The sequence below is a fragment of the Solwaraspora sp. WMMA2065 genome (genome assembly GCF_030345075.1).
GTDB lineage: Bacteria > Actinomycetota > Actinomycetes > Mycobacteriales > Micromonosporaceae > Micromonospora_E.
The window spans coordinates 2283573-2297211 of the sequence record NZ_CP128361.1 but is presented as its reverse complement, the minus strand read 5'-3'; the positions used below and the strand labels follow the sequence as shown (position 1 = coordinate 2297211).

The 13639-nt window shown below is 65.0% G+C and carries 15 protein-coding genes; 4 read left to right on the top strand and 11 right to left on the bottom strand.

The features are described from left to right. Positions 1 to 13 precede the first annotated feature (13 nt). A complete protein-coding gene (locus O7610_RS10395; RefSeq protein ID WP_353850380.1) occupies positions 14 to 337 on the top strand; it encodes a DMT family transporter in 324 nt (107 codons plus the stop codon). Further along, complete coding sequence (locus tag O7610_RS10390; protein ID WP_289213153.1) at positions 334 to 981, top strand: TetR/AcrR family transcriptional regulator; 648 nt, start codon at positions 334 to 336, stop codon at positions 979 to 981. The genes O7610_RS10395 and O7610_RS10390 overlap by 4 nt, the downstream gene beginning before the upstream one ends. Here the strand turns inward: O7610_RS10390 and O7610_RS10385 are convergent. Genes O7610_RS10385 through O7610_RS10375 form a run of 3 tightly spaced genes read right to left on the bottom strand, consistent with a single transcriptional unit; the run spans position 908 to position 2588 of the window. After that, positions 908 to 1465 carry a hypothetical protein gene (locus O7610_RS10385; RefSeq protein ID WP_289213152.1) on the bottom strand — a complete coding sequence of 186 codons (558 nt, stop codon included), beginning with the start codon at positions 1463 to 1465 and terminating at the stop codon, positions 908 to 910. The genes O7610_RS10390 and O7610_RS10385 overlap by 74 nt on opposite strands. Further along, complete coding sequence (locus O7610_RS10380; protein ID WP_289205441.1) at positions 1462 to 2250, bottom strand: hypothetical protein; 789 nt, start codon at positions 2248 to 2250, stop codon at positions 1462 to 1464. Before O7610_RS10380 ends, O7610_RS10385 begins: the two co-directional genes overlap by 4 nt. Beyond that, entirely contained in the window at positions 2247 to 2588 is a 342-nt protein-coding gene (locus tag O7610_RS10375) for a hypothetical protein (protein ID WP_289213151.1), read from the bottom strand. Before O7610_RS10375 ends, O7610_RS10380 begins: the two co-directional genes overlap by 4 nt. A gap of 272 nt (positions 2589 to 2860) precedes the next feature. Between O7610_RS10375 and O7610_RS10370 the strand changes: the two genes are divergently transcribed. Then, on the top strand, positions 2861 to 3094 hold the full coding sequence (locus O7610_RS10370) for a winged helix-turn-helix domain-containing protein (protein WP_289213150.1): 234 nt from the start codon (positions 2861 to 2863) through the stop codon (positions 3092 to 3094). Positions 3095 to 3596: 502 nt separating this feature from the next. On the opposite strand, the gene O7610_RS10365 is transcribed toward O7610_RS10370, so the two are convergent. The 4 genes from O7610_RS10365 to O7610_RS10350 all read right to left on the bottom strand — a co-directional run bounded on the left by O7610_RS10365 (position 3597) and on the right by O7610_RS10350 (position 6754). Continuing rightward, complete coding sequence (locus O7610_RS10365; protein WP_289213149.1) at positions 3597 to 4889, bottom strand: hypothetical protein; 1293 nt, start codon at positions 4887 to 4889, stop codon at positions 3597 to 3599. Positions 4890 to 5136: 247 nt separating this feature from the next. Next, entirely contained in the window at positions 5137 to 5838 is a 702-nt protein-coding gene (locus tag O7610_RS10360; RefSeq protein WP_289213148.1) for a hypothetical protein, read from the bottom strand. Then, positions 5835 to 6473, bottom strand: a complete 639-nt coding sequence (locus tag O7610_RS10355) for a hypothetical protein (RefSeq protein WP_289213147.1) — start codon at positions 6471 to 6473, stop codon at positions 5835 to 5837. The genes O7610_RS10360 and O7610_RS10355 overlap by 4 nt, the downstream gene beginning before the upstream one ends. A 20-nt stretch (positions 6474 to 6493) precedes the next feature. Next, positions 6494 to 6754: a hypothetical protein gene (locus tag O7610_RS10350; protein WP_282231370.1), complete on the bottom strand. Its 261-nt coding sequence runs from the start codon at positions 6752 to 6754 to the stop codon at positions 6494 to 6496. A 385-nt stretch (positions 6755 to 7139) separates the two neighbouring features. Here O7610_RS10350 and O7610_RS10345 point away from each other — a divergent pair, with 385 nt between their 5' ends. Then, complete coding sequence (locus tag O7610_RS10345) at positions 7140 to 8747, top strand: 3'-5' exonuclease (RefSeq protein ID WP_289213146.1); 1608 nt, start codon at positions 7140 to 7142, stop codon at positions 8745 to 8747. Positions 8748 to 9242: 495 nt separating this feature from the next. Here the strand turns inward: O7610_RS10345 and O7610_RS10340 are convergent, their stop codons facing one another. From O7610_RS10340 to O7610_RS10325, 4 genes are all read right to left on the bottom strand, one after another. Next, complete coding sequence (locus O7610_RS10340) at positions 9243 to 9527, bottom strand: hypothetical protein (protein ID WP_281550526.1); 285 nt, start codon at positions 9525 to 9527, stop codon at positions 9243 to 9245. Between the two features lie 355 nt (positions 9528 to 9882). Beyond that, positions 9883 to 11172 (bottom strand): hypothetical protein, encoded by a 1290-nt coding sequence (locus O7610_RS10335; RefSeq protein ID WP_281550525.1) that lies wholly within the window; start codon positions 11170 to 11172, stop codon positions 9883 to 9885. Continuing rightward, a complete protein-coding gene (locus O7610_RS10330; protein ID WP_281567308.1) occupies positions 11169 to 11915 on the bottom strand; it encodes an ATP-binding cassette domain-containing protein in 747 nt (248 codons plus the stop codon). Before O7610_RS10330 ends, O7610_RS10335 begins: the two co-directional genes overlap by 4 nt. A gap of 855 nt (positions 11916 to 12770) precedes the next feature. Then, positions 12771 to 13619: an endo alpha-1,4 polygalactosaminidase gene (locus tag O7610_RS10325; protein ID WP_289213145.1), complete on the bottom strand. Its 849-nt coding sequence runs from the start codon at positions 13617 to 13619 to the stop codon at positions 12771 to 12773. Positions 13620 to 13639 lie beyond the last annotated feature (20 nt).

Here is a 13639-nt window from a genome sequence, read left to right as displayed (position 1 = left end):
AAGAACGGAGACGATCATGGCGTACGTGTTCCTCGCCGCCGCGATCACCGCCGAGGTGATCGGGACGAGCCTGCTCAAGTCGACCCACGGGTTCACCCGGCTGTGGCCGACGCTCGCCCTGGTCGCGGCGTACGTCACCGCGTTCGCCTGCCTCGCCCAGGCGGTGAAGACGATCCCGGTCGGTGTCGCGTACGCGCTGTGGGCCGGGCTCGGCACGGCGGCCATCGCCGCGATCGGCGCGACGTTCCTGGGCGAGCCGTTGACCCTGGCGAAGGTGACCGGGATCGGGCTGGTCATCGCCGGTGTGGTGGTGCTCAACCTGGGCGGTGCCCATTGACCGCCGACCCGGCTGGCTCGGCCCACAGCCGGGACCGCCGTCCGGTGCGGCCCCGGGATCCGGAGGGCCGCCGCCGGGCGCTGGCCGCCGCCACCCTGGAAGTGGTCGCCGAGGTCGGCATCGGGCGGACCACACACCGGGCGGTCGCCGCCCGCGCCGGTGTCCCGCTCGGGGCGACGACCTACTACTTTCCGACCCTGGTTGATCTGATCGTGGCCGGGCTGCGGCAGGCCCAGACGGACGTCGAGGCCGAGTTGCGCCGCTGGGCCGATCAGCTCGGCGACGGCACCGACCTGCCGGCCCGGCTCACCGGGCTGATCGGGGAGTACCTGGCCGACCGGGGCCGGGCGCTGACCGAGCTGGAGCTGTACCTGGCCGCGGCCCGCAGCCCCGAGCTGCGGCCACTGGCCCGCGCCTGGCGGGACCGTCTCTGCGAGATCCTGACGCCGCTGACCGGCGACCGCGCGGCGTACGCGGTCGCCGTCTTCGTCGACGGTGTCCTGCTGCAACACTTCGCCATCGGTGAGCCGCTGGACACCGCCGCCGTCGAATCGTCGATCGCCGCTCTGGTCAGGTCGGTTCAGCCGGCTGCTGCTCGTGGCCGTCGGGCCGCCGCTGGTCGGCCGGCTGCCCGTCCGAGGTGACAGCGTCCGGCCCGTCCGGAGTGACGGCGTCCGACCCGTCCGGGGTGACGGCGGCTGGCCGGTCGTCCGGCTCGGCGGCGATCATCGCGGTGGTGTCGTCGATCAGGTCGGCCAGGCCGGCCGGGCTGAGCCCTTCGTCGGTGACCAGGGCGACGACCAGCAGTGTCTGCGCGGTGATGGTCTCGGCGGTGGCGGGCAGGGTGTCGTGCTGGCCGAGGGCGGCGTACATCAGGGTCTCGGCCACGGTCGGGTCGATGGCGGTGCCGGCGGGGTCGAAGCGTTCCCGGACGCTGGCGACGAAGCGGATCACCGCGGCCGGTTCGCCGGGCCGGAAGCGTCGTTCGGCGGTGAGGACGAACAGTCCGCTGAGCAGGTCGAGGTATTCCTGCCACTGGTTGTCGTCGAAGCGGGCGAGTTGGCGTTCGTGTGCGCCGGTCTGCCCGGCGACCAGGTAGGTCAGGGCGGCGGTGGGTGCGCTGGTCACCGGCTCCTCCAGGTGCGAAAGGCGTCTTCCCAGATGTGGTGGCGGACGAGCTGCCAGAAGGTGCGGAACCTGACGTGGTGGCGGCCGGTGGCGACCAGCGACGCGGCGGTACGGGCGGCGACTCCGCGTACCTCGGTCGGTGGCTGCCGCCCGGCGGAGTCGGCGCCGTCGTCGGGTGGATCGCCGTCGGCGGTGGCGGTGGCGGGTGGGGTGCCGGTGAGCGGGCGTCGGGCGGCCAGCCGGCGCAGCCGCTGGTGCGGCGGGTCGTCGCCGTTGGCGAGGGCGTTGAAGTAGCGGTCGAGGGCGCCGGTGCCGACGCCGAGGCTGCCGCCGAGCTGGTCGAGGCGGGCCAGGGCGGTGCGCAGCCGGGCGGCGGCGGCCTGGGCGTACGGGTCGTCGCTGCGGGCGAGGCGGTCGGCGGCGGCCACCACCCGGGGTCGGGCGTCGCCGGTGGTGCCGGCGGCGTGGGTGGCGTGCTCGCGGGCGGTCCGCAGGCCGCGCATGATGGTGGCGACGCCGACCGGGCGGCTGCCGGGCAGCTGCGGCCGGGCGACGGTGACGGCGTCGAAGACTTCGCCGTACGCCTCCCACGCCTGGTGCAGGGCTTCCTCGTAGCGGTCGACGGCGAGCCGGGCGTCCGGGGCGAGCGTGTGGGCGTCGCCGAGCTGCTCGGTGACGTGGGTGACGGCGGTCTCCAGGGCGAGGCAGACGGCCCGTAGTGCGCCGATCGTGTCGGCGGCGACCTGCAGGGCTGCGGCGTCGGCGGCGTACTCCCGGGTGCTCATGCCGACCTGCTCAGCCAGGAGAAGCGGGGCCGGTCCGGGGTGTCGGCGACCCGGCCGGGGTCGAGCAGGGTCGCGCCGGGGCGGCGGAACGGCAGCCGGTGGTAGCGGTGCATCGTCGCTTCGGCTTCGGTCAGGTCCGCGCACGGTCCGGGCCGTCCACAGCCGAGACAACACCCGGTGTACGCCGAGGTGGTGTGACTGTCGATGGTGCGTTGCGCCTCGACGACGCGAGCGCGGGCGTACCGGGTGTAGTAGGTCGCGGATCGCTGGTTGCCGGCCGGGCGTAGCCGGGTGGGTGGTGGTGGGACGGTCGGGGTGGGGCGGGGGTCGGGTGTCACCGGACGTTGCCTCCCGTACGCGTGGAGATGGCACCCGCCGCTGATGCGACTGTTGTCGCAGGTGGCGGGCAGGTTGACGCACCCGGCCGACCGACAGGCGGCGTCGGCCGACCGGGCTTCTTGCGGCGCAACTGGCTCCGGGTTTGCAGACCTGGGAGCGGGTTGCCCGGTCATCGTATATAACAAGTGATGTACGAGCAAGTGCGCTGGTCATCGCTTGCCATACCAACCGATTCATGGTCGAATGTGAGGTGCAGATCTGGGAGTAGACAATGCCCGCCAAACCGAAGTGGGCGCAGATAGCCGACGGCATCCGCGCCAAGATCGCCTCTGGAGACCTTGCTCCAGGCGACAAGCTGCCATCGACCAGCGAGCTTGGCCGTGAGCACGGCGTCTCGGCGATCGTCGTGCGACAGGCGATCAACACGCTGAAGGCCGAACGTGTCGTCGAGGGCGTGCCGGGAGTCGGCGTCTTCGTCGTCGACCCAAACGAGCCGCAAGGCTGATCCCCGCTGGCATGCACAGTGGGTGTTGGCCTTCAGGTGACTCAGCAGATATTGACGGTCAGCTTGGGTGCGATGGCTTGGTCACCACAACCCGGGGTTGGGGATGTCGAACACCTGCCGGCGGGTGACAGCGGCCTCGGTCGCATCGGTCAAGCAGTCACCGCAGGTATCCGAACACGTGCCGAACGACCACGTCCGGACCGGCCACCTGGGACAGGGTAGTGCCCTTGCTACCCTGGGCTGGTCGGCCCGACCGGCGCCCGAATGACCCCGCAGCGACTCCGCCGCTGGCTTGGTCAGCCCGTAACTGAATGGCGGCTTCGACGATTTGCTCGACTGCCCAGACTGGGAATCGAGGCTGGCGACCCTTGTCAGCGCCTGCTCCAGCCGCGCGGCCAGCCCAGTGTTCAACGCCAACAACCTATCAGCATCCATAGCAGATAGCCTTACCGGCATCAGGTGCCTATCCAGCCGCTCGCTTGTTAGGGGAGTTGCAACTAGGCTAGTGTTGGTAGTCTCCAAGGCGCCACAGGAAATATAGTTTATCTAGTTCAATATCTCGTACTTCTTCTTGATATTTTCCGAAGTAGGTGGAGGTGGCGGTAGCCAAGCCCATTGCTACTCCGGCGGGTAGTAGCAATGGAATGTTTGCGGCGAGTCCAACGGCGGTGGCGAAAGACGTCAGTAAAATAGACGCGCCGGTCTTGCGACGAAGAACCCTCCGGGCGGCCAAGAGCTTGCCTTCGATCTCCAGGAGAGCGGGCTCAATGATGTCTTTCTGGATGTCTCGTGCTATTGCCTCCGACGACGCGGCGCCGGCGGAGGCGACCCTCTCTCTGATCGCTGAACGAATCGCAACGCGAAAACGGTCGAAACTCAGTGACTCATCTCTTCGGATCCGAATAAGGTCATCGACGGGAACGCCTTCTAGTCTCGGTAGTCGGAGGGCTAGTGCGACAGATGCTTCATCTGGATCTGTGTCATTAATTATGGCTAACGGCGCGGTGCGCCTTATTGCGCTTCCTAGCGGGACACCGTAGTCCCTCGCTGATCGAACATCTGCCACTGTCCGGCCCGCAAAATCTTTGAAGACGCTTTGTGCCACTGCGCGCCGGGGATGGAGCTCGGGATCCGCAGAGTCCTCCTCCTGGATTAGGTTGCCGAAGATGGGGCCATCGCCCAGGAGTGGATGTTGGTATGAGTATGACCATTTATTGCCGGTCTTGGAGAGTGATTCGAGCCTGCCTTCATGCTCGAATGTTGAAATTATTTGCCCTGCTCGAGATTCAATAAGGTCAAGTCCGGTTTCCGACAGGTGGTGGTCCCAATGCTTGGAGCAGGGAACGTATTTTTGTCGAAATATGAGCATGTCCTCGGCTCCCATTGAGCGGATCTTGATAAGTGCGTTTATGTGAGCGGCGAGTTCGCCTTTCGCCAGTCTTGGATATAAATCGTATGAGTTAAGGATGTTACCTGCAGTGATGGGGCTCAGCCCTTCCACGATGACGGCATCGAAGTAGTGCCAGACCGAACGAAATACTTGGTCGAGTACCACCTCTGGGCCGCCGCATCTTGCACAGCTTGCGTGAGCTGACATATCGATTGCCCGGCCGGCCATCACCACGTCTAGATTTTTATCAACTGGCCTAAATACCTGGCGCTTATCCCATTCCTCCTTAATTCGTGTCGCGAACCTTGCGCGTAGCTGTTGAGAAGCTAGGACCCGATTGGCATCGCTGCCGGAGGTGATACCCTCTTCATCCATCCATTCATATAGCCAGAACGTTTCTTGCATCGAATCTCCGATCGGCATATGCTAGGTTCCCTCTTTGGTTGCCGTGCAAACAAACTGTAGCTGAAGATGACAACATTAGTGAATCAGGTTGCCGTCGGCCGGTGATGCTGTCGGGGTGCTCGATTTGCCTTGATCGACGGCGAAAAGGCTTTTGACCTGATTATTCTCGTGACTCTCGTCCGCCAAACCAGCCATGCAAATAGGTGATCGGAGGGAGTTGATGCAATCGGTCATACTTGCCTGGTTTCTACAAATTGGTGAGGTATGCCCTGATGTTCTGCGTGGCCTGGTGGGTGAGGATGGCGGCTCCTTCGATGTTGGTGCGGGACAGTTCGGCCCAGGTGTAGATCTCCTGGGTGCGGTCCTGCCGGCCGCCGGCAAGGAGTTGCGCCAGGCCGAGCTGGCTCGCACGCATCGCGTTGGCCACGTTTGCCAGCTTCGCCTGCTGGGTCTCGATCTCGTCGAGGATCTGTCGGAGCCGCCCGATGTACCCACCGGCCGACCCGGGCTCCGACCCACCTCGGGGCTGGGTGAGCCGGCGGGGCCGATGCGGTGGTGCACGTCGTGGTTCCCGTCTCGCCGGGTCGACCGCTCGAAGCACCGGCTTCGGCTCGCCCGTACCCAGGATCGTCGTTGGCGGCTTGCCGCCCGATGTCTCTTGCTTGCCCTCGTCGGCCTTCCGACTCATGAGGCGGTCCACGGCCGTACCGGCTGCGGACTTGCCCAGGACTCCGAGGATCGCGCCCGCGATCGCGCCACCGGTCGCGGCTGTCGACGGCGGCACAGGGAGACCGGCCTTCGTCGAGGCCAGCCCGAGCAGCATGCCGACGGCGGCACCGCCCAGCTCGGCCAACTTGCCGAGTGACTCCTTCGACAGCTCCCGGCGGAACTGCTGGCCGAAGGTCTCGGCCTGCTGCTGGCCCTTGCGCTGCTTCCGGCCGTACCTCATGTCTGGACGACCGGGTCAAAGAAAGCGCATCCGGTGACGACCATCATCGGAAGGTTGATCGCGACGTCGCGGGCTACCCCCGCCGCCGTCAGCTCCAGCAGCTTCTCGCCAGCGGCCTCCTCCTCCGACTGGTCTGCGTAGAAGGCGCACGCGTCCCACAAGTTGGCGTGCAGGAAGGCGTACGACCATTGGGTGTAGACCTGGATGGGTACCGCGACCGCCGCCTTGTCGCCGACGCCGATGCGGTGCAGGTCGGGTTCCTCGGGCGTGGTGCCGAGGCCCTGGGCGAGGGGGAGCAGCTTGTGGCGGCTGAAGATTGGTTGCAGGTCGCCGTCGGGGTCGAACTCGACGAGCAGGCCACGGGCGATCAGGTCGTCGACGTAGCGGGCGGCGTGCTGCTCCGGCTTCGGGGCGGTTTCCAGCATGCGTACCAGGGAATCGCGGTTGACCCTGAGCTTCGCGTGCTGGTCCGGGTAGAGGAAGGCGGCGGCCCAGACGGCGGCCTCGGTTTCGGTCAGCTCGACCAGGTCGTCACCGAGGTGCACCTCGTAGCACTCCGGCGTCGGGTCCGGTGGGCGGACGTACCGGTAGCGGGGACCCATGCTCAGCCCGGCGGGCACGATCACAGTCGACATCAGGTGATCCTCCCAGCCAGTCAGAAACTCGCCGCGTAGCCACGGCTGGACTCGATCGCGCTCTGCGTCAGGGCAGCCGCCTCGGCCAGCTTCTGCTTCGCCTGCTCGACCTTGGCGATCGTCTCGGACACTTGCGAGTGGCTGGACCCGCTCGTGATGCCGCGCAGCGCCGCCGTACTACGGTCGAGGGCTTCCGCGCTGGCCCGGATCGCGCCGACCTGCTGGCCGACCTCGTCACCGAACCGGGCGACCCCCGCCTTGACTTCTTCAACCGAACTCACGCCGACATCCTCCCCATCGGACGATCGCAGTAGCTTCGACCGTACCGGATGAAGTAGGTCCTCGGTCGGCCTCATACTGTCGGCTTCGCGAACGATACTCGGGGAACGATCTTGCCGGATGGACAGCCCGCATGGCGGTGGAAGGAACTTCTCCGGCTGACTGCGGCTGAACCATGGACCGTGAACATGAACCCTTCGGTGGAACCGGACGCGGAATCGAGCGACGTAAGGTGCCGGTCTGAGCCAGCGAGAGCGATCCACCGAGATGTGCTTCGAGCGAATTGGGCCTGAGTCATGCTTTCCGGCTGGATAAAGGTGTGAATCGCCGTGCGTCGGCTCGGAAACGTCGTCCTCTGCTGATCATGCGGAGGCAGACGCTATCGACATGATTTTGATGGAGGTCGGATTTATGTTCACCCGTGGTGAACTAACTCGCCGAAGTGGCGCCGACCCGCGTGCCCTGACGTACGCCATCATCGACCTGGAGACCACCGGGCTGCACCCGAACAAGGGATCCCGCGTGTGCGAGCTGGCGATCGTGCGGATGCGGGGTGACGGCGTCGTCGTCGACGAGTACTCGACCCTGATCAACCCAGGCATGCGGATCAACAACGACGAGTACCACGGCATCACCAACGCCGACGTCAAATATGCTCCGACCTTTCAACAGGCCGCCGGCGACGTGCTGGCCTATCTCCGCGATGCCGTCGTGGTCAGTCACAACCTCGACCACGAGGAGAAGTTCCTGATCGCCGAGTTCGGGCGGCTCGGTGTCAACCTCAGTGGTCTTCCCGGGCTGTGTTCGTTGGTCACCGCCCGGACCCAGGTCGACAGTTGGGGCTACAAGCTGGAGAACGTCCATCATCTGGTCACGGGGGAGTGGCTCGACGCGGTGCACTCGGCGCTCGGCGACGCAAGGGCACTTGCCGTGACCCTGACGAAGTTCATCAACGAGGCGCCGCAGCGGCTCTCCTGGATCGGGCCGCAACCCGCACCGATTCCGGCGCTACCCCGCACCGGCATCGTCGCACCCAGAGCTGCCGGGCTGCGCAAAGGTACCGAAGGATGGCTGGCGACCCTCACCGCGCGACTGCCGCGCATGGCGTACCCGCCGCAGCCCCGGCCGGGCGGACTGGCCGACTATCGGGCATTGCTCGGCCACGCCCTGGCCGATGGTCGGATCGTCGGCGAGGAAGCCAACCAACTGGCGGTCGCGGCCACCAACGCCGGACTGACCCAGACCACCGCCCGCCAGGTGCACGAAGAGTTCCTGGCAGACGCCCGAGCCCGAGCCGAGGCCGACGGCGTGGTCACCCCGGCAGAGCTCCGGGAACTGCAGCGGGCGGGTCGGGAACTCGCATCATCGCACCTCATCAGCGACCTGGAGGAAGCGGCAGCCGCCAACCGGGCCAGGGCCAACGGGCCGCTCAAGGGCTGGCGGATCCTGCCGATCGGCGACTCGCCCGCCGCTACCGAGGTGATCGACTACTCCGTGGAGCACGGTGCGAAGGCCGCCGTCAGCTTCACCAAGACGGTACGCCTGGTGGTGTGCGACGACCCGTTGGCTGACGATCCTCGGTTGGCGAAGCCGGCTGCGGCCGGTGTCGACGTTCTTGCTCCTGAGCATGCTCGCAAGCTGCTGGAAGACGAGGCCGCGAAACGTGCGACCGGGCTCTTTGCCGACCAGACCGGCGAACAGGTCGCCCAACGGATCGCGGCCGAACGTGCCAATGAGGGTCGACGCTCCCGACCCGAGTGGCACGGGTCCTGGCGTAAGTACGAGCTGACCGACGCCCAGTACCACCAGACGTTCGTGGCGCGGGATCGGAGTTGGAACGAGCCGTACGTGCACCAGGTCGACATGGCGGAGCTTCGCGAGCGGCAGGCCAGGGCCGCGTCGGCGGCGCGCAGCAGCGGTTGCGCGGTGGTGCTCCTCGCCGGTGGCGCAGTCGCGGCCGGCCTCGCCGAACTCGTCCGTCAGATCGTGGCGTAGCGCGGCACCAGGGCCTAATGCGCCACGCCGTGAGGCAGAAACCGAGGCGGTCCACGCACCGTCGATTGCAGACCGCGGCAAGCACCCACACGCCGTCCATCGATACGCCGTCCTTCGGCACGCGGTCCTCAATGAAGCGCCGGCCGCCAACGGGGACCGGTAACCCGAGTCGATGCTGATGCGATAGTCGCCTCGACCGGCAGTTTGCTGCTGGTCGGGCGATGGTTGGGGTGAGCGACTGCGGCTCGGCGGCCGAGCTCGGCGGCGACGACAGCACCCCCGCCACCCGGGCACCGAACGGTTCGGTGAGCCCGGGGCGTTGTAGCAGGCCCGGAAGACCTAGGTGCGACAGCCGAGCGCGGTGACGTCGAGGTCGCGGCGGACCACAGAGACCGGCTGTGCGACTCATCGTCGACGCGTTACGAGCTACGGTGCTACAGCCGGTTCGGCCGTCGACACCCGCATATAGCACACGAAACGTGACGCCTTCGGGTATCACCGGGACCGTCGCCACGAGTTCAGCCGCCGGCGCCGCCACGGCGTCGCCGCGTAGGCTCCCAACCCGATGGCGAGTATGGCCGCGCTGAGTAGGAGCGATGCAAGGTCATCTCCTGGGCGTGCGGTGAACTCCCACCAGAAGTACTCGCCCTGCCGGGAGGTGCCCCAGTAGAAGAGGATCACGGCTACCAGCGCCGGCCCTGTCCATGCCAACCGCCAGCCGAGCCACAAGCCGGATAGAAGGGCCAGGCCGGTCCAGGCGAGCCAGGACCGTGCGATCATCAGTAGAACGACTGGGCTTGTCGTCAGTGATGAGATCCCAAGATAGGCAATTGCGCATGTGATCGTGGTGCCGCAGAGATATCCGCGCTGCCAGCGCCGAAAGCGTCTGGTCGCGACCGCTTCTAGCGTGGAGAGGTGGCTATGCAGGCCGAGAACGGGAAGTGTCGCGGCTGCCATGGCCAAGAAACGCCAAATCGGTACGGTGATGCTTCCATCTCGCGTGGCCGTCGGTAGCGCTGTCTCGTAGTCGCCGAAAGTAGCAGCAAGTGCGGCTAGTATCGTCGTAGCGGTAAGGACGTGGCTGAATCGTCGAGCGGCGAGAAAAGCGCGTTCAGGTGCTGCGGTCGTGAATAATTCACGAACTCTTGTTGCAGTATCTTCCATGGATTTCACCTACCTCCCGCTGAGCCCAGTCGAACTGCTGATCCTGTCTGAGATCGTTAGCGATCGCGCGTCCGGCCGCGAATGCTTCCTGCATGTGGTCAGGGGCGTTGGTTTGATAATCGGGCTGTCCGTTTCCTGCTAGGTAGGTTTCCAGCCAGGCGTTCAGAGTGGAGAGGCGGGCCTGGTCTGCGGAGGTCAATGAGTCCCAGATGCAGGCTGCCCCGGAGTGGCCCGGGAAAGTGGCCGTGACGATGGCATTTGCGATGTCGCTTGCATATGACCACGGGCTGCCTTCGAGTATGTAGAAGTGGGGCGAAGCCTCCTCGATTTCGTATATCACTCCGTCGTCGATGCGGACTGTGCGCTCCACCCCGAATTGGATGATACGTTCCGGTCGCTCAAACTCCGCCGGCAACTGATCGATTCGAGCGCTGATACCAGTAATCGATGATAAATACTTCTTGTGTTCGGGCCAGATGCATATCGTGACCGTTCCGTTGGTGCAGAGGGCGTTGCTCCCTATCGGTTCGCGGTCGACAACCAACGGTCTTGCTACTGCCACGCCGATGACCATAAGAATTGTGGTGATTAGTGCTGCGGCGACGGGAAGGCGAGTGCGGGAAGGCTTGGTTGGAATCCAGGCCAACCCAACAATGAGTGCTGCTATGGTCAGCATCCGAAATGTGATACCGAGGGGGTCGATCATGGCATTCGGATGCCCGCTTACCACGATGAAGCCGCCCGCTCGATCCAACAGGGCAAGAAGGAACAGGAACCCAACAGAGGCGGTCATGGCTGCAAAGACGGGGGTGAAAAGCTTGCCGATCAGCCAGCCTATCGCTGTGGCAAACAGGGTGACGAAAATGCCAAGAAGAAAGTATCCGGCCCAGACTTGTACTCCAGGCGGAAATGATCGGGCGGTTATTGCAAATGCAACTGCCTGCCCGGTTAGATAGGGGGCTAGCAGGATAATAGCGGTCGATCCAAGTCGGTGTGCCTCCAACCTATGGGTGCGAACTGAAGCGGTCGAAATTTGTTCGTCCAGCCCGTGCCTGTTCGTCGCGCCTGCTGCCCATGCTGCGGCACCTGCGCCAAGTATGCCGACGAGATAAGCGGGCACCTGTGCTGCGGCGCCAGTCTCCGGCCAGGAGCCAATCCAAAAGTTGCTACGCAAAAACAGCACCGCCAGGTCCAGGGCAATCAGAATGGGCACAGCCACCCGGATCGGTGAGTTGCGAATATGGAGCCACAGGATTCTCATATCCGCTGCTCTCCCTCTGGCAGCAGGTGTATGTATGCGCGTTCAAGTGCGGTATGTCCCGGGAGATCTGCACGGTCCATACGTTCGAGTTCGGCAACAGTGCCATCGAACCTGGCTGCCCCGGCATGGAGCACGACAACTCGGTCGGCCGTTGCGGCAACGTCATCAATCAGATGGGTGCTCAATAGCACGATTGTATTGCTGAGTCCGGTAATGATCTTTCTGAAGTGCAACCGTTGGCGTGGGTCGAGTCCGACGGTGGGCTCGTCGAGCAGAACAAGGCGTGGTTGCCCGACGATTGCCCATGCTATTCCGGCCCGCTGCCGCATCCCACCCGACAGCTTTCGCATCCGGCTCCGCCGCTGGTCGGCCAAATCAACCTGTGCAAGCGCTTGATCAACATGTCGGCGTAGATCAGTTGTGGAAACACCGCGAAGCCACGCTGCATAAGTCACAAAATCAGTGACGGTCATCTGAGGATCGAAACCAAAGTCCTGGGGCAGGTATCCAATTCGATTGCGGACGGTGCGGGCCGTTCGTTCGGAGTCAATCAAGATGTCGTCGATACAGATGGTTCCCGAGCGTGGTGGCATGATGGTCGCGAGAGTCCGGAGCAAGGTCGTCTTTCCGGCGCCGTTCGGGCCGAGTAGGGCTGTTATGCCCGGACGTAGTGTCAGGTCAAGCCTGTCGATGACGGTCTTCCTGTCATACCCCTGCACCAGTGAATCGAGAACCGTAGTCACAGTATATTGATCCTTAACCCCACGGAGGCGGGGAGTGCGAATCAACGCACTCCCCGCCATTGATCTAATTTGTCAGTGAACGTTGATCGTTCCCCTGACTGCGCTGAAAGTGCAGTCAGCGCCGCTGTGAGTCGTCGTGTTGCCCTGCGTGCGGTAGACGGGAAGTGACCTGAGGCCCTGTAGACTACATTCCATTACCGACTGGTAGATCGTGCTGTAGGAAGCTCCGGACGGGGGATCGCACTTCTGTGCCCACGCGGTATTCCACCACTGGGTGTAGCAGTTTCCGGCCTTGCTGGACGTACCCGCTGCTGATGCGGGACCGACGGTGAGGCCGACCGCTCCGGCGGCGAGCACTCCCAAACACCGCTGCTTGCGCGAGCTGTACGCGTAGGCGTGACTTGGGCCGACTCGTGGTTGGGCGCATGACATCCTCTCAGGTCGGGGACTGCGCGGCCTCGGCAAGCGCTGAGGCCACCTTGGACTCTAGATGTCGGCGGTCTGTCGAGTCAACGTCGAGGGAACTTCGTAATCGATATGTCGGACACAGGATGGGAGTGCGCAGACCTCGGATGGTCCGCCTGCTCAGGCGTGCCTACTCGCACTTTTTCCGGCAATGGATCGTTGGGACCTGACCACGTCATGAAGCTGACGTAGAGACTCTGTTTATATCCGAAGTGGTCTGATGTAGTTCGTGACCTAACATGGTGCGAGCTGGGGTAGCCAAAGGTGTCGACTGGTGACTACGTTCTCCGGTGGTGACTGGAACACGACGGTCGTCGCCCGTCGACGGGTACGGTCGGGCACCTGACCTGACACTGCCGGCGTCCTTCTCGCGAGAGGGTCTGCCGGTCCTCAGCAGGCCCGGTAGACGTAGGTCGGGCTGCCGGGTGCGGTGACGTCGAGGTCGCGGCGGACCACGGACACGTTCGCGCCGACCGCCGCGCACGCGGTGGTGTAGGCGTCGTCGGTGTACTCGATGTCGATGACGTGGTCGCCGTACACCGTCGTGTAGTCGCCGCATTCGTCGTAGCGGCCGCATTCCTCGGCGATGGCGAAGTCGAGGCTGGCGGCTTTGCCTCTCGTGCCGAGTTCGGTGGTGTTCTTCTGGCCGATGGCCAGGCCGGCGGCGTGGGCGTGCGGGGCGAGCAGTTTCAGGTATTCGACGGCGTCGTCGAGGGTGAGCAGGTCGTCGGAGCGGTCGTACGAGTCGATGTTGTCGGGTTCGACGGCCTGGAAGCCGTTGGCGGCGCAGCCGTCGATCCAGGTGTTGACGATGTCGGCGATCGCGGTGCGTTTCGCGGCGGTGGAGATGTCGAGCAGGATCTCGTTCCAGTCGCCGTCGACGACGTACTCGCTGTCGGCGTCGCGTAGCAGCAGGTCGTCGTGGTTGCGCTGCCACCAGGTGACCTCGTGGGGCTGGACCTGGAAGGCGTTGACGTAGCAGATGGTGTAGAGGCCGGCGGCCGGGTCCGCCTCGCGGTCGCGGCTGACCACCGTGACGCCGCTCGGTGGGGCGTACGGATCGCCGATCTGGTAGTCGAACCGGGCGTCGACCGGCGGCAGGGTGACCCCGGCGGCGGCCGGGGTCGCGTTCGTCTCGGCCGCCGGATCCGGGCCGCCGCCGACGCGGGCGGCGACGAACAGCGCCCCGCCGACAAGGACGGCACCGACGACGAGACTGACGGCAACGGTACGCGGCACCACGACTGGCCTCCGGGCCT